14 protein-coding genes are annotated in these 20580 nt (G+C 66.9%); 9 read left to right on the top strand and 5 right to left on the bottom strand.

The annotated features are described in order from the left end of the window. The first annotated feature begins 4 nt into the window (after positions 1-4). The 3 genes from coaBC to AC3A4Z_RS02895 all read left to right on the top strand — a co-directional run bounded on the left by coaBC (position 5) and on the right by AC3A4Z_RS02895 (position 4778). Entirely contained in the window at positions 5-1246 is a 1242-nt protein-coding gene (gene coaBC / locus AC3A4Z_RS02905; protein ID WP_498709928.1) for a bifunctional phosphopantothenoylcysteine decarboxylase/phosphopantothenate--cysteine ligase CoaBC, read from the top strand. 87 nt (positions 1247-1333) lie between these two features. Continuing rightward, positions 1334-2569: a methionine adenosyltransferase gene (gene metK, locus AC3A4Z_RS02900; protein WP_050054961.1), complete on the top strand. Its 1236-nt coding sequence runs from the start codon at positions 1334-1336 to the stop codon at positions 2567-2569. A gap of 82 nt (positions 2570-2651) precedes the next feature. Then, entirely contained in the window at positions 2652-4778 is a 2127-nt protein-coding gene (locus AC3A4Z_RS02895; RefSeq protein ID WP_498709924.1) for a primosomal protein N', read from the top strand. 53 nt (positions 4779-4831) lie between these two features. Here AC3A4Z_RS02895 and AC3A4Z_RS02890 read toward each other — a convergent pair whose 3' ends face one another. Genes AC3A4Z_RS02890 through AC3A4Z_RS02875 form a run of 4 tightly spaced genes read right to left on the bottom strand, consistent with a single transcriptional unit; the run spans position 4832 to position 8701 of the window. After that, positions 4832-5914 (bottom strand): glycosyltransferase family 4 protein, encoded by a 1083-nt coding sequence (locus tag AC3A4Z_RS02890; RefSeq protein WP_498709922.1) that lies wholly within the window; start codon positions 5912-5914, stop codon positions 4832-4834. After that, the gene (locus tag AC3A4Z_RS02885) at positions 5911-6840 is read right to left on the bottom strand and encodes an alpha/beta fold hydrolase (protein ID WP_498709920.1); all 930 of its coding nucleotides are present in this window, start codon (positions 6838-6840) and stop codon (positions 5911-5913) included. The genes AC3A4Z_RS02890 and AC3A4Z_RS02885 overlap by 4 nt, the downstream gene beginning before the upstream one ends. 6 nt (positions 6841-6846) lie before the next feature. Beyond that, positions 6847-7716: an aldo/keto reductase gene (locus AC3A4Z_RS02880; protein WP_493968985.1), complete on the bottom strand. Its 870-nt coding sequence runs from the start codon at positions 7714-7716 to the stop codon at positions 6847-6849. A 10-nt stretch (positions 7717-7726) separates the two neighbouring features. Further along, the gene (locus AC3A4Z_RS02875) at positions 7727-8701 is read right to left on the bottom strand and encodes a sugar-binding transcriptional regulator (protein ID WP_498709918.1); all 975 of its coding nucleotides are present in this window, start codon (positions 8699-8701) and stop codon (positions 7727-7729) included. A gap of 124 nt (positions 8702-8825) precedes the next feature. On the opposite strand from AC3A4Z_RS02875, the gene AC3A4Z_RS02870 reads away from it, so the two are divergent. The 3 genes from AC3A4Z_RS02870 (at position 8826) to glpK (ending at position 13046) form a co-directional block, all read left to right on the top strand. After that, positions 8826-10637, top strand: coding sequence for a glycerol-3-phosphate dehydrogenase/oxidase (locus AC3A4Z_RS02870; RefSeq protein ID WP_498709917.1), 1812 nt, complete (start codon positions 8826-8828; stop codon positions 10635-10637). Positions 10638-10727: 90 nt separating this feature from the next. Beyond that, positions 10728-11477, top strand: coding sequence for an aquaporin (locus AC3A4Z_RS02865; protein ID WP_493968988.1), 750 nt, complete (start codon positions 10728-10730; stop codon positions 11475-11477). Positions 11478-11531: 54 nt separating this feature from the next. Next, the gene (glpK, locus tag AC3A4Z_RS02860; RefSeq protein WP_498709915.1) at positions 11532-13046 is read left to right on the top strand and encodes a glycerol kinase GlpK; all 1515 of its coding nucleotides are present in this window, start codon (positions 11532-11534) and stop codon (positions 13044-13046) included. 94 nt (positions 13047-13140) lie between these two features. Here glpK and AC3A4Z_RS02855 read toward each other — a convergent pair whose 3' ends face one another. After that, positions 13141-15435: a PEP/pyruvate-binding domain-containing protein gene (locus AC3A4Z_RS02855; protein ID WP_498709913.1), complete on the bottom strand. Its 2295-nt coding sequence runs from the start codon at positions 15433-15435 to the stop codon at positions 13141-13143. Positions 15436-15728: 293 nt separating this feature from the next. Between AC3A4Z_RS02855 and leuS the strand changes: the two genes are divergently transcribed. The 3 genes from leuS (at position 15729) to AC3A4Z_RS02840 (ending at position 20312) form a co-directional block, all read left to right on the top strand. Beyond that, on the top strand, positions 15729-18257 hold the full coding sequence (gene leuS, locus AC3A4Z_RS02850; protein ID WP_498709912.1) for a leucine--tRNA ligase: 2529 nt from the start codon (positions 15729-15731) through the stop codon (positions 18255-18257). 54 nt (positions 18258-18311) lie between these two features. Further along, the gene (locus AC3A4Z_RS02845; protein WP_498709911.1) at positions 18312-19322 is read left to right on the top strand and encodes a DegV family protein; all 1011 of its coding nucleotides are present in this window, start codon (positions 18312-18314) and stop codon (positions 19320-19322) included. Positions 19323-19391: 69 nt separating this feature from the next. After that, on the top strand, positions 19392-20312 hold the full coding sequence (locus tag AC3A4Z_RS02840; protein WP_498709909.1) for a ComEA family DNA-binding protein: 921 nt from the start codon (positions 19392-19394) through the stop codon (positions 20310-20312). Positions 20313-20580: the final 268 nt, after the last annotated feature.

Genomic DNA, 20580 nt, shown 5'->3' with positions numbered 1-20580 from the left:
TCACGTGCGCATAGTCCTCGGAGTCGGGGGAGGGATCGCCGCCTACAAGGTGGCATCGCTCCTCCGGCTTTTTACTGAAGCCGGCCATCACGTCACAGTGATTCCCACGGAGGCGGCCACACGCTTTGTGGGCACCGCCACTTGGGAGGCGTTGTCCGGAAACCCTGTCAGCAACAGCGTTTTCGACGACGTCCACCAGGTCAACCATGTCCGCCTGGGCCACGAAGCCGACCTCGTGGTGATCGCCCCTGCCACTGCCGACCTCCTGGCCAAAGCAGCCACCGGCCAGGCGGGCGACCTCCTGACCAACACCTTGCTGATGGCCCACGGCCCGGTGCTGTTCGCCCCGGCCATGCACACCGAAATGTGGCAGCACGCGGCCACCCGCGCCAATGTTGAAACCCTGCGCAGCCGCGGCGTTGCCGTCCTCGAACCCGCTACCGGCCGGCTGACAGGATCCGACTCCGGGCCGGGCAGGCTGCCGGAGCCCGAAGTCATTTTCGAGGCCGCGATGGCCCTGGTCGAGGGGCAGTCGGACTACCAGCTGCCGCTGGCCGGCCGCACCGTCACCATCAGCGCCGGCGGAACACGCGAACCCCTGGACCCCGTCCGTTTCCTCGGCAACCGGTCCTCCGGGAAGCAGGGTGTGGCACTGGCTGTCGCCGCACGTAACGCCGGAGCAACAGTGAGGCTGATCGCGGCCCACATGGAAGTTCCGCCGCCGGCCGGGGTGGAAGTGGTCCTGGTGGAGACTGCCCTGCAGCTGCGGGAAGCCGCGCTGGCAGCCGCTGCCGATTCCGACGTCGTTATTATGTCCGCCGCGGTAGCCGACTTCCGTCCGGCAGAAGTTTCCAGCACCAAAATCAAGAAGCGCGACGATACCGCCGATCCCGTGATCACACTGGTCCGCAACCCTGACATCCTGCACGAGCTCGTGGAGCGCCGGAACAGCTCCGGACCCGCCGAAGGGGAGCAGCTGATCGTCGGGTTCGCTGCGGAAACCGGGGACAGCCACGGCGACGTGCTGGCCTACGCGGAGGCAAAGCTGCAGCGCAAAGGCTGCGACCTGCTGGTGGTCAACCACGTCGGCGCGGACAAAGTCTTCGGCCAGGACACCAACTCCGTGGTCATCCTGGCCCGCTCGGGCTCCGAACCACAGGAGGCGTCCGGAACCAAAACCCAGGTTTCGGCCGCCATCATCAGCCGGATCGGCTTCGAACTGAACCGCGTATCGCCCCGCATCTGAGTGCTCGGCGGGCACGTCCGCTGAGCAGAGTGACACCGCATGACGTCCCGTCGGGGCAGTCCGGATTCCAACAAGTAAGGTAATTGAGTGACTTTACCGCTGCACCTTCCCCAGTCCCATGGGGCCACGCCCTCCGCGCTCCGGCTCTTCACCTCGGAGTCCGTCACCGAGGGCCACCCGGACAAGATCTGCGACCAGATCAGTGACGCCATCCTGGACGCACTGCTCGCCGCCGACCCGGAATCGCGGGTAGCCGTGGAGACCATGGCCACCACCGGCCTGGTCCACGTGGCCGGCGAAGTCACCACCGACGCCTACGTCGAAATCCCGCAGATTGTCCGCGAAACCATCCTCGGCATCGGTTACGACTCCTCGGCCAACGGTTTCGACGGCGCCCGCTGCGGAGTTTCCGTTTCCATCGGCCAGCAGTCCAACGACATCGCCGGGGGAGTCTTCAACTCCCTCGAAGCCCGCGAAGGACGCCAGGAGGACGACTACGACCTCCAGGGCGCCGGCGACCAGGGCCTGATGTTCGGCTACGCCAGCGACGAGACTCCCTCCTACATGCCAACCCCCATCTGGCTGGCACACCGGCTGTCGGAGCGGCTCACCGAAGTGCGCAAGTCAGGCCAGCTGCCCTACCTCCGCCCGGACGGCAAGACCCAGGTGACCGTGGGCTATGACAAGGACCTGCCCGTCTCCGTCGAGACCGTCGTTATCTCGAGCCAGCACGCCGAAGGCGCAAGCCTGGCGCAGCTCCGCGCGGACCTCGCCTCCATCGTCATCGAGCCCGTCCTCGCCGGCGCCAACCTGGACATTTCCCGGGCAGCGAACATCCTGAACCCGGCCGGCGAATTCGTCATCGGCGGTCCCGTCGGCGACGCCGGCCTCACCGGCCGGAAAATCATCGTTGACACCTACGGCGGCATGGCCCGCCACGGCGGCGGTGCCTTCTCCGGCAAGGACCCCTCCAAGGTGGACCGCTCGGCTGCGTACGCCATGCGCTGGGTCGCCAAGAATGTGGTGGCAGCAGGACTGGCCAAGCGTGCCGAGATCCAGATCGCCTATGCCATCGGCCAGGCCCGCCCCGTGGGAACCTACGTTGAAACCTTCGGCACCGAAACGGTGGATCCTGCCCGCATCAGCGCCGCCATCGCGGAGATCTTTGACCTCCGTCCCCGCGCCATCATCGACGCCCTGGACCTGAAGCGGCCCATCTACGCCAAGACTGCCGCGCACGGGCACTTCGGCCGCGACGATCCGGACTTCACCTGGGAGCGCCTGGACCGCGTCGACGACCTGAAGGCGTTCTTCAACGCCTAGGAATGCCGCAGTGCAGGAATGTCTGTGCCCGGTGGTTTGCTGGCTCTGTCCACTTGGGTGATGCTGAACGGAGGTAGCCGCCATGGTTGCTGACCATTCGGGACAGCCACTGCTGGACCTGCCTGCAACCGTGCAGCCATCCCTGCTGCAGGGTTTTCCGGACCGGAAACAACAGGCGGGGCCGCAGTTCGCGGAGCACCTGCCGGTGGCGCGTGTCCTTGTTGAGTCATCCCTGCCCCATTTGGACCGGCCTTTCGATTACGGCGTCCCGGCCGCCCTCGATGCGGACGCCCGGCCCGGGGTCCGGGTCAAGGTCAAGTTCAATGGCCAGGACTTCAGCGGCTTTGTCATGGAGCGGGTGGCGGAGTCCGACGCCGGACACACCCTCCTGCCGCTGGCTAAGGTGGTTTCCCCGGTTCCGGTCCTGACGCCGGAAATCCGCGACCTCGCCACCGCCGTTGCCGCGCGCTACGCCGGAACGGTGAGCGACGTTCTCCGCGTCGCCATTCCGCCCCGGGTGGCCCGGCTGGAGAAGACCTTTTTGGATGTCCGGGAAGCAGCGGCTGAGGCTGAAGTGCGCCAGCCGGATAATACCGGGGCGGACGTTCTGCAGAGCGCCTGGGCTGACTACCGCAACGGCCCTGCCTTCCTGCGCCACCTCACTGAAGGCGGGGCGCCGCGCGCTGTGCTCAACCCGCTCCGGGCGTTCGGCGCGGCGGGCTGGCCCCAGCTGGTGGCGCAGGCCGCGGCCGCCGCTTTCGCGTCCGGCCGGGGTGCCCTGGTGGTAGTGCCGGACAACCGCGACCTTGACCTGCTTGAAGGCGCAATAAAGGGCCTGTTGCCCGAAGATGCCGTAGCCCGGCTGACGGCAGAGGACGGCCCCACTCCCCGCTACCAGAATTTCCTGCGCCTCCTCGCCGGCGCGGCGCGGGTGGCCATCGGCACCAGGTCGGCTGCCTACGCACCGGTAAAGGACCTCGGTCTCGTCGTTTGTTGGGACGACGGCGACGACCTCCATATCGAGCAGCGGGCACCCTACGCGCATGCCCGGGAGGTCCTGCTCCTGCGCGCCGAGCAGGCAGGGGCGGCGTGCCTCCTGGCCGGCCACACCCGCAGCACCGAAGTCCAGCGGCTGGTGGAAACCGGCTGGGTGCTACCGGTCGAGGCGGAGCGGAACGTTGTCCGGCGCACCGTCCCGCGGGTGATGAACACTGCCAACAGTTTCGAACAGGAACGGGATCCGCTGGCCCGGATTGCCCGGCTGCCCGGCGCCGCCTGGCGCGCTGCGAAAGAAGGGCTCGAGCAGGGCCCGGTCCTGGTCCAGGTGGCACGGGCAGGCTATGTGCCCTCGCTGGTGTGCGAAACCTGCCGGGAGCCAGCCCGCTGCGGAACCTGCCAGGGGCCGCTGGCGCTGGCCGTCGGCGCTTCCGCGGTTCCGCAATGCCGGTGGTGCTCCACCCCGGCACTCGACTGGGGCTGTTCCCACTGCGGCGGCCGGAGGCTCCGCAAGGGTGCCACCGGAGTGATGCGGACGGCCGAGGAACTGGGGCGCGGCTTCCCGGGGACAACGGTCATCACGTCCTCCGGAGACCACGTCAAAGCCAGCGTAGGCCCGGGCAAGTCTTTGGTAGTGGCCACCGTGGGTGCGGAGCCTGTGGCAGAGGGCGGCTACGCGGCGGCTCTGCTTTTGGACGGCGACTCGCTGTTGCGGCGGGAAAACCTGCGGGCCGGTGAGGACACGGTGCGCCGCTGGTTTAATGCCGCCGCCCTGGTCCGGCCCGCGTCCGACGGCGGGCTCGTGGTCATCACGGCCTCGGAGACGTCAGCTGTGGGTGCCCTGCTCCGCTGGGATCCTGCAGGTTACGCCCGGCGGGAACTGTCCCTTCGTATGGAACTGCAACTGCCGCCGGCGGTACGGATTGCCTCGATCACCGGCCCCCGGCCCGCCGTCGAGCACTTCACCGCCGAAGTGGCAGCGCAACTGGAACCGGGCGGGATCAAGCTGCGCACCGCCGGGCCTGCCCCCGTGATCCTTAGCGGACCGCCCTCATCGCGCCGCGCGGGGGAAGACGTCCGCACCCTCCTGTTCTTCCCCTACGCCCAGGCGGCGCCCGTCACCCGGGTCCTGCGTGCAACCCGGGCGGCGACGGCCGCAAAGCGGAGCTCGGAACCCGTCCAGCTCCGCCTCGACGGCGTGGACGTCCTCTAACCGCAGCGCTGTTACTTCCTGCCTCGGCGCTGTTACTTTCTGCCGCGGCGCAGTTACTTCTTGCCGCGGCGCTGGGCGATGATGTCGTGTGCCACGTCCACCAGCTGGCGGGCCGATTCGTCCCACGTGAACTCACGGGAACGGGCCAGGGAGCGCCGCGAGGCTTCCTCCCACCGTTCCCGGTCCTTCAGCTTCGCCACAGCTGCGGCGAACTGTTCGGGCGAGGCCGGATCAACATAGCTGGCGGCGTCACCGCCCACTTCACGGAAGATGGGGATGTCACTGGCGATGACCGGTGTGCCCAGGGCCATGGCCTCAACGAGCGGCAGGCCGTAACCTTCGGCCCTGGAGAGACTCACCAGTGCCGTAGCCGTGGTCAGGAAGGCTGCGTACTCCTCGTCCGTAACCCCGTTGTGGAACACCACGTGCGCGCCCGACGGGACCAGCTTTTCCAGTTCGGCGCGGCGCTGCGGAGTGATCCGGCTCAGCAGGTGCAGCGTGTAGCCGGGCAGGGAAGCCATTCCCGCCACCATGGTCTCCACATTCTTGTAGGGCATAAATGACCCCATGTAGACGATCGAGGGTTCGGCGCCCGCTTCCGGTTTCCTCGGTTCCGCGGCCGGCTGCGGCGCGTTGCCGATGATCCTGACCGGCCGCCGCGTCAGCCGGTACTTGGCCATCAGCGCCTCGGTGGTTCTGCTGACGGTTGCCACCGCGTCTGCCCGATTGAGCAGGAGCCGCTGCGGCCAGAAAGCCTTGTGGTACAGCCGCCACAGGACCCGGACCGGGGCGGGCAGGAATCCCGGCGGCTCAGGGTGCTCGTAATAGATGAGGTCATGCAACGTCAGGACCAGCCCGTACTTCCGGCCCCAGGTGCCCATTGTCTGCATGGGGCACACCACCACGTCCGCGCCCAGCGGGTTCACCTTGCGTGCCACCAGCAGTTCGGCGGGGGAGAGGGGACTGTTGATCAGCGTGTAGGGCACGTCCGGCAGCAGGGCGAGCTGCCGGAGGTCCGAGACCAGCATGGAGACGTCAGCGATTTTGGCGGTGGCCTCGATCAGGCTTGCGCCATAACGGCTGATGCCGTCGTGGTGGTCGGTCCTGGTGAAACGTGCATCGATGACTATCTTCACGCGGGGTGGTCCTTAAGGAAGCTGCGGATGTACCGGGCGGCCGGCTCTGGCGTCTCGTAATGGATCAAATGGCCGACACCCGGAATGACCTGAAGTTCGCCGTCCGGCAGCAGATCAAGAAGCCGGTGCTGGTCAGGGAGCGTTGCGATTTCGTCCTTTTCGCCCGCGATCAGAAGCACTGGAAGCGTTAAGCTGGGGGCCACCTCTGCCACGTGGCTGCTGACGGAGGCGGTGAAGGACTCCAGGAGGCTGTCCCTGCTGGCGAACGCGCTGAAATAGGCGTGGTGCTGGCCGTGGATAAACCGCCGCAGCTCCCGGTCTTTCGTCTTGGCCATGGTCTCGCTCATGACCCGCACAATCGCCGGGCTCCGCAGCAGTGCCTGCCCCAACGGGCCGGGAAGCCGGGCGGCCAGCTTGTAGTACAGCACCGCCAGCCTGGTCATGATGCCTTTGGGCCCCTCAAGCGCCGGCGCGGCAATGGGATTGATTAGGATCAGCGGCTGTACGGCGGCCGGATGGTCCGCCACGAAGTGCGCCGCGATGATGGACCCGAAGGAGTGCCCCAGCAGAACCGTGTCCGGTCCCAGGCCCATGGCCGCCATGAACCCGCTGATGAACGCTCCGTAACCGGCCACCGTGTGGCCGCCCGACCCGAACGCCTCTGAACTGCCGAAGCCTGGCAGGTCAGGCATGATGATCCGCATGTCAGGAAGCTGGTCGGCCACGCGCAGCAGTCCGTGATGGTCCCCGCGGAACCCGTGGACCACCAGGATGGTCCGGGTTTCAGGTGTTTCCCGGACGGGTTCGTAGGTCCAGAAGGCCACCTTCCGGCCGGCGAGCCGCACGGAAGAAGCACGGGTGCGTCCTGCCAGGTCCGGGCCGAAGAACGCGGGGGCGGGCTGTGGCCCTGAGTGTGTTGTTTTCATCCAGTCCTAGTTCACGTTGTCCGGGTGGGAACCCGTTCGTTCTCCCCGGTCGAGGCCGGCCAGCGCGTCCATGTCCCGGGCTGAAAGCTCGAAGTTGAAGATGTTGAGGTTCTCCCGGATCCGCGCCTCGGAGCTGGCTTTGGGGATCGCGATGTTTCCAAGCTGAATGTGCCAGCGGAGGATCACCTGGGCGGGCGTCCTGTGATGTTCGGCCGCGCAGGCCTGGACGACGGGGTCGGCCAGCACGTGTCCGCGCCCCAGGGGGCTCCACGCTTCGGTGCGGATCCCCAGGTCATCGTGGATCTTCCGGAGCTCCTGCTGCTGAAGCCAGGGATGCAGCTCGATCTGGTTGACCGCGGGGGTCACTTCCGCCGTCTGCATCAGCCGGTCAAGGTGCGAGGGCTGGAAGTTGCTGACTCCGATGGCCCGGACTTTCCCCTCCCGGTAGAGCGTCTCAAGTGCCCGGTAGGTGTCCGGAAACAGTCCGCGCCGGGGGCAGGGCCAGTGGATGAGGTACATGTCGACGTAGTCCAGGCCGAGGTTGACCATTGAGTCATCGAAGGCCCGGAGGGTGGCATCGTAGCCGTGATGGTCGTTCCATACTTTCGTGGTGACAAAAAGGTCGTCCCGGGCCGGTGCCGGGAAAAGTTCCCCGGAGCCGCCGCTGCCGGCCGGCGCACCCAGCTGGGAGCTGATGCCGCGGGCAACACCGGACTCGTTGCCGTACATCGCGGCGGTATCGAAATGCCTGTACCCCGCATCGAGGGCCATGGCCACCAGTCCGGCTGCATCCGACGGCGGCACCTTGTACAAGCCAAAACCCAACTGGTCGATCAGCACGCCGTTGTTCAGGCTGAGCCGCGGTGAGGTCCTCATAACCTTGACTCTACCTATTCGAGGCGGACATGCCCTCCAGGCCCACCAGGCGGCGCGCGGTCGCCTCGTCGAGGATCAGGTCCGTTGCCAGACCCGCCGCGAGGGCGCCCTTGAGACCGTTGATTTTGGAGACCCCGGAAACCACGCAGATCCTGCGCCGGACCTGCCGGAGTTCGGACAGCGCCGGACCGGTGGACCGCTCGTTCAGGACGATGCCGTCAGAGGAACCGTCGCTCCGGAAGAAGACAGTGGCGACATCGCCCACCACATCCGAATTGGCCAGGATGTTGAGGTCGTTCTCGTCCAGGTAGCCGCCGGCGTACACATGGCTCGGGTAGTCGGCGTCCACGGAGCCGACGCCGAAGATGGCGATGCTCATCTTGGCCTGCAGTGCGAGGATCCGCTGCACGCTGCGTTCATTCCACATCGCAGTCTTGGTGGCGGCGTGGTCAAAGAAGGCGGGAACCGGGAACTGTTCCACGCGCGCTCCGTAGGCGCTGCCGAACCGGCGCATGATGTCGCTCGCATAGGTAATGCCGGTGGTGTGCATGTTGCCGGCGCCGTTTAGCTGGACGATGACGCTGTCATGCGTAATTTTCCTGGTCAGGTGCCGGCTGACGGCGCTGAGCGTAGAGCCCCAGGCCACGCCGATAATCGCATTGGAATCCACCAGGGGCCCGATGGTACGCGCGGCCTGCATGGCAACGCGGTCCAGGGTTTCGGCCTCATTGAGGGTCTCCACCACCGGAACAACGTGGACGTCAACGCCGTAGCGGCGGCGGATCAGTCCTTCCAGTTCCGGCGCGGTGTCCAGCGGGTTGCGGATTTGGACCTGCACCAGGCCCGTGTCACGGGCCGAGGACAACAGGCGGGAAACCGTTGAGCGCGACGTCCGAAGTTCGCGGGCAATGGCGTCCATCGTCAGGTCCTGCAAGTAATACATCTGTGCAGCCCGCAGGGCGTCGGCATGCCGGGATGGATCCACAAGAACTCCGTTCTGCACGTTTGTGCATATTGCTTGACTCCATTTTCCATTACTCCAAACAATAGATGAGAACGGCGGCCAGCCAAGGGTGGCCGCGCAAACACAAAGCCCCAAGGGAGTCATTTTGGGACCCAAGGATTCACCTGCCCATCCGGCCGCGACGAAGCCCGGCAGCGAGCGCGCATCAGTACACAACCTGCGGCGGCGGCCCCACGCAAAAGTGCTGGTGGTAGGCGGCGGAATCAACGGCGTCGGAACCTTCCGGGATCTGGCCCTCCAAGGTGTGGATGTGGCACTCGTCGAACGCGGGGACTACTGCCAGGGGGCCAGCGGCGCGTCCTCGCACATGATCCATGGGGGCATCCGCTACCTCGAAAACGGCGAGTTCCGCCTGGTCCGGGAATCGGTAGTCGAACGCAACCGGCTGCTCCGGATCGCCCCGCACTACGTCAAGCCGCTGCAGACCACCATCCCCATCTTCAGCACCTTCTCCGGTATCCTCGCGGCTCCGCTGCGGTTCCTTACCCACAAACAGCAGGGCAAGCCCAAGGAGCGCGGCGCCTTCCTCATCAAGGTCGGCCTCAGCCTCTACGACTCGTTCTCACGCGACGGCGGCACTGTACCGTCTCACCAGTTCCGGGGCCGCAAACGCGCCCTGGCAGAACTGCCCGGCCTTCGCCCGGACGTCAAATACACGGCAACGTACTTCGACGCCTCGGTGCACAACCCGGAGCGGCTCACACTCGACGTCCTGCAGGATGGCGAGAAAGCAGGGCAGGTGCCCGGGGCCTCCACTACGCAGGGCAGCACTGCCCGCGCCAGCAACTACCTTTCGCTGAAGTCCATGACAGGTGAGCCCAACCGCGGCACCGGCACAGGCAGCACTGTCCGGCTGCGCGATGAGCTGACCGGAGCGGAATTCGACTTTACTGCTGATGTCATCGTCAACACAACGGGCGCCTGGGTGGATCTCACCAACGAGGCCATGGGCACCGCCTCCGCCTTTATGGGCGGTACCAAAGGATCACATATCGTGCTGGACTCCCCGGCATTGCTCGAAGCCTGCCGGGGACGCGAAATCTTCTTTGAGCACACCGACGGCCGGATCGTCCTCATCTACCCGATGGGCGACCGTGTGCTGGTGGGAACCACTGACGTGGATGCGGACATGGGCCAGGACGCCGTCTGCACGGACGAGGAGATTGACTACTTCTTCGAACTGATCAGCCACGTGTTCCCGGACATTCCCGTCAGCCGTGACCAGATCGTCTACACCTTTTCGGGCGTCCGGCCCCTGCCCCGGCACGACGCGACCCAGCCCGGATTCGTTTCCCGCGACTACCGGATCGAGCGCCGTGGTCCGGCAGGCACCGAAGCCGGGGCCGTGGTGCTCAGCCTGGTGGGCGGCAAATGGACCACCTTCCGTGCGTTGGCCGAACACCTGACCAACGACGTCCTCGCCGAGCTTGGCCTGAAGCGCAAGGTGTCCACGGCGCAACTGGCCATCGGCGGCGGCGCAGGCTTTCCCGCCGACGACCCCGGCGTGCAGAAGTGGATCAAGCAGCACATGGCTCCCGGGCGGGACGCGGACCGCACCGCCGGCCTCCTGACCCGCTACGGAACGCGGGCGGAGGACGTCATCAGTTACCTCGACGCCGAGCCGGACCACCTGCTCCGCTCCACCCGGGAACTCAGCGTCCGGGAACTGGAATTCATGGCAGCCCATGAGCAGGTGGGGCACCTTATCGACGTCCTGGTGCGCCGGACGTCGCTGGCCTTCCGGGGACTCGTCACAGGCGAACTGCTCAACGAGGTGGCAGAGGTGCTCGCCGTTCCACTGGGCTGGGACGCAACTGCCCGTGCCGCCGAGGTCCGGCACGCGCAGGACGTTCTGCAGCGGTTCCACCGCGTCGAAATCGACAGCCTGGTCGCTTAGGCCCGGCTGGCCGCCGGGGCAGCAAACCGCCCCGGCACAACGGTCCTTCAACCCGCGAAGGACTGACAACAGAAAATAGGAGAGTCAAAGATGTCTCTTGGAATTGTTTTCCTTTCCGAAGTATTCGGAACGGCGATGCTCACCCTGCTGGGTTGCGGCGTCGTGGCCAATGTGGCCCTGCGGGGCACGAAAGGCAACAGCGGCGGGTTCCTGATGGTCACCTGGGGATGGGGTGTCGCTGTTTTCGCGGGTGTCTTTGTCGCCGCGAAATCCGGAGCACACCTCAACCCCGCCGTGACGGTTGGGCTCCTGCTGAACGGGAAGGCGGAGTACGCTCCGGGTGTTCCCGTTGACTTCGCCTCCACGCTGACCTATTTCGGCGGCGAATTACTGGGCGCCTTCCTCGGTGCCGTGGTCTGCTGGCTGGCTTACAAACAGCATTTCGACGCCGAAGAGGAAGTTGCCAGCAAGCTCGGCGTCTTCTCCACCGGCCCGGCCATCCGGAACAGTACCTGGAACCTGGTGACAGAGATCATCGGCACCTTCGTCCTGGTGTTCGTTATCCTGACCCTCGGCGGCACCCCGTCCGGCCTCGGCCCGCTCGCTGTGGCGCTGCTCGTCGTCGGCATCGGCGTCTCCCTGGGCGGCCCCACCGGCTATGCCATCAACCCGGCCCGCGACCTCGGCCCGCGCATTGCCCACGCCCTGCTTCCCATCAAGGGCAAAGGCTCCAGTGACTGGGGCTATTCATGGATCCCCGTTGTGGGCCCGCTCGTCGGCGGTGCCCTGGGCGGGCTCGTTGCCAAGCTGGTTCCGATCATCATCACAGCAGCTGCCTGACCGATTCCCCAGTCACTGACCCCAACACACCCAACCCAAGACAAGGACGTCATCATGAACCAGTACGTAATCGCTGTTGACCAGGGAACCACCAGCACCCGCGCCATCATCTTCAACCACAGCGGCAGCATCGTCTCCTCCGGGCAGATGGAACACGAACAGATCTTCCCGAAAGCCGGGTGGGTGGAGCACAATCCCGCCGAAATCTGGAACAACACCCGCGAGGTCATCGCCTCCGCCCTCTCCAAGGCGAACCTGACGCGGCACGATATTGCCGCCGTCGGAATCACCAACCAGCGTGAAACCGCCGTGGTGTGGGACAAAACCACCGGTGAGGCCGTCTACAACGCCATCGTCTGGCAGGACACCCGCACGCAGGACATCGTGGATGAGCTGGCCAGGGACGGCGGCGCGGACCGCTTCAAGCAGAAGGTAGGCCTGCCGCTGGCCACCTACTTCTCGGGCACCAAGATCAAGTGGGTCCTGGACAACGTGGACGGCGCGCGCGAAAAGGCCGAGGCCGGCAACCTTGTGTTCGGAAACACTGACGCCTGGGTCCTGTGGAACCTCACCGGCGGCGTGGACGGCGGCGTCCATGTCACCGACGTGACGAATGCATCGCGCACCCTGTTTATGGACCTGGAGACGCTGCAGTGGGACGAGGAAATCCTGGGCATCTTCGGCGTTCCGCGGTCCATGATGCCGGACATCAGGTCCTCCTCGGAGGTCTACGGCACGGTCCACACCTCACAGCTGCTGCGCGAAGTTCCCGTGGCCGGCATCCTCGGCGACCAGCAGGCAGCCACCTTCGGCCAGGCGGCATTCCAGACCGGTGAAGCGAAGAACACCTACGGGACCGGCTGCTTCCTGATCTTCAACACCGGCGAGGAGATCGTGCACTCGAAGAACGGGCTGCTGACAACGGTCGGCTACAAACTCGGCGACGCCGCACCCCACTACGCCCTGGAAGGCTCCATCGCCGTCACCGGATCGCTCATCCAGTGGCTGCGTGACAACCTGGGCATGATCAGCAGCGCCCCCGAAGTCGAGACCCTGGCCGCATCCGTCAAGGACAACGGCGGCGTGTACATCGTCCCGGCCTTCTCCGGACTCTTCGCGCCATACTGGCGTTCGGATGCCCGCGGTGCCATCGTGGGCCTCACCCGGTTCGTCAACAAGAACCACATTGCCCGGGCCGCGCTCGAAGCCACTGCATTCCAGACCCGCGAGGTGCTTGATGCAGTCAACGCGGATTCCGGCGTTCCCCTCACCGAGTTGAAGGTCGACGGCGGCATGGTGGCCAACGACGCCCTCATGCAGTTCCAGGCGGACATCCTGGGCGTGCCGGTGATCAGGCCGAAGGTGGTTGAGACCACTGCCCTGGGTGCCGCCTACGCCGCCGGCCTCGCCGTGGACTTCTGGAAGGACCTCGGCGAACTCTCAGCCAACTGGTCCGAGGACAAGCGCTGGGAACCCCAGATGGACCAGGCCGAACAGGACCGCCAGCTGCGCCTGTGGAGGAAGGCAGTCACGAAGTCCATGGATTGGGTGGACGAGGACGTGAGATAACGCCAGCTCCAGCCGAGGGCGGCCGGACTTAAAAGCGGGGCAGGGGCCGCCTTCCCCGCCCGTCCGGCCGCTCTTGAGTCCGGCGTCCTTAGCGTCAGTCCTCGTCGATTTCGATAGTGCCTGCGTTGCCGTCGACTGTGACCAGTTGGCCGGTGCGCAGCATGCGGGTGGCGTTGCCGGTGCCCACTACTGCGGGGATGCCGTATTCGCGGGCTACAAGGGAGGCATGGGCGGCGAGGTTGCCTGTGTCCGTGACCACCGCCGCCGCTGATGCGAACAGCGGGGTCCACGCCGGAGCCGTTGCCCTGGCCACGAGTATTTCGCCCGGCTGGAAACTGGAAAAGCCGGCAGGACTGTCCACGATGCGTACCCGGCCTCGTGCCCTTCCCGGGCTTGCCGGATGCCCGAGCAGCGCTCCCGGCGGCACGTTGCGCGTACTGCGCGCAGCGTCCGCCAGGCGGTCGAACATGTTGCCGAACCGGGGAAGTTTTCCGAGCACCAGCGGCGCGTCGAGTTTCCGCTGCCGCAGCCAGTCGGCCCGGCGCCGGGACACCGCATCCTGTTGGGGCGGGGCGCCGGTCCGCACGTCCGCCCGGGCCAGGAAGTAGACGTCGTCAGGGCTGTCGATGACGCCCGCCCGCTGCAGTTGTGTCCCGATCTGCGCGGCGCACTGCCGCAGCAGGGGCCAGCCGAGGGTGAAGTCGCGCGCCTGCTCCTCGCGCAGCAGCGCATAATGCTGTGCGAGGGCAAGGAGCGCGTCAAACCGCTGCAACAGCCGGGTGCCCTGCAGGATGTGGCGGCAGGCGGCCTCGGCTGCCTGGCGCCGTTCCATTGCCGTTGCCGCGGCATGCGGTGTCGGGTTCCGGCCGTCCGCTTCGACTCCGCCGCCGGGACTTTGCTGTTCTTCGCCCGCCGTCGGGTGATACCAGTCCAGGCTGTAGACCGCATGTGGTACCCGGGCTGGCGGCCTCGGCATCAGCCCGCCGAGCAGGACCTGGTAGCCCTCGGCACCGGGGGTTTCCTGCTGCCCTTCCTTCAGGGCTGGAGCCAGGTGCTTGCGCCAGAAACGGGCCAGCACCGCCTCCATCTTCCAGGCGGCGCCGCCGGCTGCCGCGAAGAACCAGAGGTAAGCGCCGGCCGCGCCAGCCACCTGCTCCACCATCTCCTTAAGATCGTCGAGGCTGGCGGTTTCCACGGCGGCTGAATACCGGGCCACCAGCTTCCGGTAGGCGGGAAGGTGCACAGTCCGCCATTCCAGCTCGAGGCTGCCCAGGACTGCGCGGTCCGCGCCCGGGGGGTCGAACATCGGGCGGACCACGGAATTGTAGAAGTACGGCAGTGAACGCCATGTGCCGCCGAACAGAAGGTGGGGGAGTGCGCGCGGCGTCGGCGGGGCCACGTAGTACCAGCCGTTGACCACGGCGTTGCCCATCGGCACGCTGATCCCCGAAGAGCGGAAGACGGCCTCGTTGTAGGCGTTGTCGATCAGGGGAACCAGCCAGTCCATAAAGAGCGGGGTCACGGGCTCGGGCAGCCATTCGCCCATCCGGAAGTTCCGGAGCCAGACGCCTTTCCCCGGCGGCTCCCACGTGACCGGTTCCGGAACAGCAGTCATGGGCCGCGCCTGCACGATATGTACGAGGCCGTTCCGGTCCAGGGCCCACTCAACGTCCTGGGGAGTACCAAAATGCCTGGCGACGTTCCGGGCTGCGGCCGCCACCGCCGTCGCGCTTTCCGCGGTAAGGACGCCGGCAACCCCCTGCGTTCTGCGGACCTGCGCCGGCCGTACCACCCAGTCCTCGCCGCCCTCGGTCCCGGCCACCAGGCTTTCCCCCAGCCCCGGTACGGCCGCAATGACTGTTTCATCCCGGGCGCCGGTCAATGGGTTGGCCGTGAACGCCACGCCCGCTGCTGCGGCATCCACCATCTGCTGGACCAGGACCGCCATCCCGCTGCTGCCCGGCGTGCTCCCGGCGTCGAATTTGTCGTGGGCGTCCTGGTAAGCCCGTACCCGGCCAGCTTCGGCGGATTCGAAGCAGCGGTCCACTGCCAAAGCCAGGCCTGCCGCATCCACCCCCAGGTAGCTCTCGTACATCCCGGCATAGGAAGCGCCCGGAAGGTCTTCAGCAGCTGCGGAGGAGCGCACAGCATATGGCCCCGGACCGGCGTTCCGCGCAGCCGCCTGCAGGCGCAACGCCCAATCCTCCCGGCCGGAACCGTCCAGCATTGCTGCCCGGGTAACAACAAATCCCGGCGGGACGGAAAAACCCGCAGCGAGGAGCGCTGACAGTGCCGCCGCCTTGCCGCCCGCTTGCTCCCGGCGCAGGGCAGGGGATCCGCCGAGCGGAGGCAGCCCAAGGACTGCGTCGTCACCCGTATCGTCGCCCATGGAATCACCTGCCGGATCAGGGGCCGCGCGGCCTGGCCCAAGTCTAGTTACGCCGGGACGGCCCGGTACAGGCGGGAGCTCAGCCGGGCCCGCACAGGTGCGCTAAAGTAGTTCCATGCGTGCGATCCTTCTGCTTAGTTAGCCGCCCGGCGTCCGATACAACGGATAACCGTGCGGCAGCCCCTCCCTGGCGAGGGGCTTTTGTGTGTCCGGGCGTGTTTGTCGGGCCGGCAGCAGGAGGATCAGGCCGTTATGGCAGCACAGATGCCGTAACAGAACAGAAGAGGGCAGCAGTGGGCGTTCAGCCGGAGACAGAGACCGGAACAGCAGCAACAGTGCAGGCGGAGGTGCCCGAGGAGGGCACGTACAGCTTTGCCGCCATGGAGGCCAAATGGCCGCAGGTGTGGGAAGACCTTCAGGTTTTCACACCTGTCGACGACGGGTCCCGGGAACGGCGCTATGTGCTGGACATGTTCCCCTACCCGTCCGGGGACCTGCACATGGGCCACGCGGAAGCCTTCGCCATGGGCGACGTGGTGGCCCGCTACCTGCGCCAGCGGGGCTACGACGTACTGCACCCGATCGGCTGGGACTCCTTTGGCCTGCCCGCCGAGAACGCCGCCATCAAGCGCAACGCCCACCCCAGCGAGTGGACCTACGCCAACATTGACACCCAGGCGGCCTCCTTCAAGCGCTACGCCATCTCCGCTGACTGGTCCCGCCGGCTGCACACCTCTGACCCCGAGTACTACCGCTGGACCCAGTGGCTGTTCAAGCGTTTCTATGAGCGCGGACTGGCGTACCGGAAGGATTCACCGGTCAACTGGTGCCCCAAGGACCAGACCGTGCTGGCCAACGAGCAGGTAGTCAACGGCGCCTGCGAGCGCTGCGGCACCACCGTCACCAAGAAGTCCCTCAACCAGTGGTACTTCAAGATCACCGAATACGCCGACCGGCTGCTCGATGACATGGAGCAGCTCCGCGGCCACTGGCCCGAGCGCGTCCTGGCGATGCAGAAGAACTGGATCGGCCGGTCCGAGGGTGCCCACGTCAACTTCGTGATCGAGGCCGACGGCGGGAAGCCCACCAAAGAGGTGACCGTCTTCACCACCCGTCCGGACACGCTGTACGGCGCTACCTTCTTTGTGGTGGCAGCCGATGCGCCGCTCGCCGTCGAGCTCGTCACGGCGGAGCACGCCGCCGCCCTGGACGAATACCGCGAGCAGGTCAAGGCCCTCTCGGAAATCGAGCGCCAGTCCACCGAGCGGGAAAAGACCGGCGTGTTCACGGGGCGGTACGCGGTCAACCCGCTGAACGGGGAGAAACTGCCCGTCTGGGCCGCGGACTACGTCCTGGCTGACTACGGCACCGGCGCCATCATGGCCGTCCCCGCCCACGACCAGCGCGACCTGGACTTCGCCCGCAAGTTCGGCCTGCCCGTGCGGGCTGTCCTGGACACAGGCGAGGAGGACCCTGCAGTCTCCGGCACCGCCACGGCAGGGGAAGGCACGCTGATCAACTCCGGCGACCTGGACGGCCTGCCCAAGGCAGAAGCCATTCCCGCCGCCATCGCCATCCTCGAACGCCAGGGTACCGGCGAGAAGTTCGTGAACTTCCGCCTGCGTGACTGGCTGCTCAGCCGCCAGCGCTTCTGGGGCACCCCGATCCCGATCATCCACTGCCCGTCCTGCGGCGAGGTTCCGGTTCCGGACGAGCAGCTGCCCGTCACCCTGCCCTCCGACCTGCGCGGTGAGGACCTGTCGCCAAAGGGCACCTCGCCCCTTGCTGCTGCTGAAGCGTGGGTGAACGTGGAATGCCCGTCCTGCCACGGCCCGGCCAGGCGGGACACCGACACCATGGACACCTTCGTGGACTCATCGTGGTACTTCCTGCGCTTCGTCTCGCCGCAGTACACCGAAGGGCCTTTCGATCCCGAAAAGATCAACGACTGGATGCCCGTGGGCCAGTACGTGGGCGGCGTGGAGCACGCAATCCTGCACCTGCTCTACGCCCGGTTCTTCACCAAGGTGATCCACGACCTCGGCATGATCGACGCCGACGAGCCGTTCAGCGCGCTCCTGAACCAGGGCCAGGTCCTCAACGGCGGCAAGGCCATGAGCAAATCGCTGGGCAACGGCGTTGACCTCGGTGAGCAGCTGGACAAGTACGGCGTGGACGCCGTCCGCCTGACCATGATCTTCGCGTCCCCGCCCGAGGACGACGTCGACTGGGCCGACGTTTCGCCCTCCGGTTCCGCGAAGTTCCTGGCCCGTGCCTGGCGTCTCGCCCAGGACGTGTCGAGTGCGCCGGGCGTCGATGTCACCACCGGCGACCGGGCGCTCCGCTCCGTGACGCACCGGACCATTGCCGACGCTGCCGAACTGCTGGATGCCAACAAGTTCAACGTGGTGGTGGCCAAGCTGATGGAGCTGGTCAACGCCACCCGCAAGGCCATCGACTCCGGTGCAGGCGGCGCCGACCCGGCAGTGCGGGAGGCGGCCGAGGCCGTTGCGGTGATCCTGAGCCTCTTCGCCCCTTACACAGCGGAGGACATGTGGAACGTCCTGGGACACCCCGCCTCGGTGGCCAACGCCGGCTGGCCCGCCCACGACGCTTCCCTGCTGGTGCAGGACACGGTCACCGCCGTTGTGCAGGTCCAGGGCAAGGTGCGGGACAGGCTGGAGGTCTCCCCGGACGTTTCCGAGGACCAGCTGCGGGAACTGGCGCTGGCCTCGGACAACGTCCAGCGCGCCCTCGACGGCCGCGGCATCCGCACCGTCATTGTCCGCGCCCCTAAACTGGTCAACATCGTCCCGGCCTAGCCGGACCAGGCCGCCGGAAACCTCCGGCGGCCTGCTTGACCCCAGGAGGCCCCCTTGCCCGACCGCGACGCCGCTGCCTGGCCCTGGATCAGGGCCCGCCTCGCCGCCATGCGCGCCAAGCAGGATACTGCCAGGCGGGACAGCGACGCCGCCCGGCCGGACGCCGTCGTACGTACTGCCGTGGTGACTGATTCCGCAGCTGCCTTGCCTGCGGCCTGGTCCGCAAGTCTCACTGCTGACGGCCGCCTGACCGTGATTCCCATGCCGGTGATGGTGGGCGACGAAATCTATGGGGAGGGCGAGGATGACATCTCGCAGACGATCGCGCTGGCCCTGGCCAGCGGCACGTCCGTGAAAACTTCCCGGCCGTCGCCCGGCCAGTTCGAGCAGGCCTACCTCGCCGCGCAGCGCCGGGGCTACGAGGCCGTAGTTTCGGTGCATATCTCCGGCGGCCTGTCCGGAACGGCCGACGCCGCCCGCCTTGCCGCAGCCCGCGTGGGCATTCCCGTGGAAGTGGTGGACTCCGCAACTGTGGGCATGGCCCTCGGGATGGCTGTCCAGGAAAGCGTCCGAACAGCGGCCGAAGGCGCCGCGGCCGGAGCGGTGGCCGCTGCTGCGGCGGCGCAGGCAGCCCGCACGAAAGTCTATTTCTACGTTCCCAGCCTTGAGCAGCTGCGCCGTGGCGGCCGGATCGGGGCGGCGGCGTCACTGTGGGGCACCATGCTGGCCATTAAGCCCATCCTGGCGGTCGACGACGGCAGGATCGTCCCGCTGGAAAAGGTCCGGTCCGCTGCCAGGGCAATCGCCCGGCTCGAGGAAATCGTGACCGCCGACGCGTCGGCCCGTCCGGACGGCGTCCGGCTCGCCGTCCACCATTTCGGGAACCCTGCGGAGGCCGAGAGCCTCGCCGCACGGCTGGCAGCATCGTTGCCGTACTCTCCTCCGGCCCAAATCAGTTCCCTTCCCGCCGTGCTCGCTGCCCATGCCGGACTTGGAGTTCTTGCCGTCATCGTGGGCGACCGCAGCGGTGTGGGCGGGAATGCCGGCGCCGTCGAACCCGGATAGGGGCATCGTTTCCACATAGCAGAGCCTGGCCCTGTTGCCGGGGCGTGGCTTGTCCCTAGCGTGGGGCGTATGTCACGCCGGGATGCTGGAGCAGCAGGTCAGCAGGCGCGCCACGCCAGGAACCGGCTGCAGGCCACCCTTGGCAGCAACCCGCGCGGGCTCCTCCTTGAAGAGGACCGTCAACCTGCCTTCGAATACCGCGGCGGGCAGGATCCCGACGGCGGCGCCAACCGCGGCGGGGTTGATTCCGCCCTACTCCACGACGTGGGCCCGGCCATCCGATGGCGTCTCGGACTGCGGCTCGCCCTGCTCCTCGGCATCCTTGCCGTCGCGGCCGGTGCCTGGTTCTGGTGGCAGGCGGCGTCAGGGCGGCCCGAGATCCTTCCCCTCAGCGGGGTCAGCCCGGAAACCACCGCCGGGACTGGGGAGAATGGCCCCGCGGATGCGGGCGACGGCGGCGGGAGCCGGGCGGGTCCTGCGCCCGGAACACCCGCAGACACGTCGTCGGGAACGCAGGAAAGTTCCGTTGCCGGCATTGTGGTTGTCCACGTTGCCGGTGCAGTGCTGCGGCCGGGAGTGGTGCAACTGCCGGCAGGCAGCCGGGTGCACGATGCTCTTGCCGCGGCTGGAGGAGGAACTCCGGGCGCGGACCCGAACCGGCTTAACCTGGCCGCCGTGGTGGAGGACGGGCAAAAGATCCATGTCCCGCTACAGGGTGAGCCGATGCCGGAGAGTGCAGGCCAGGCGGGAGAACCGGATGCCGGCGGTTCTGCGGAGGGAAGTGCGGGAACCTCGGGATCGAAGGTCAACCTGAACACGGCGGGGGTGGAGGAACTGGATGGTTTACCGAAAGTGGGGCCTGTGCTGGCCCAGCGCATCGTGGACTGGCGCAAGGAACACGGGCCTTTCAAAGCGGTGGAGGAACTTGATGCCATCGACGGCGTGGGGCCCAAGATGCTTGAAGCCCTGCTTCCGCTGGTGACCATATGAGACACAGGGAAGATGCGGTGAAGATGCCGATGGCGCGGTGCTGTTATGGGTAACCGGGCAACCCGGACAGGGACCAGTCCCTGGAACCGGTATGTAGAGTCGGCCGTCCGTGGCTACGCCGCCCCGGGGGAGGGTTCCGAAATCCCGGGGACGGGGGAGGGCGCCACAGGGGGTGGCCGGGGCGGGATACAAGAGCCCACTGTCAGGGCGCGGAAGCCAAACCTGCGGAAATTGCCCCACGGCCGGAGCCCGGTTGAAACTTTGCGGA

The organism is Arthrobacter sp. Soil_C_49, from assembly GCF_057656635.1.
This window is presented reverse-complemented; position numbering and strand designations above follow the sequence as displayed.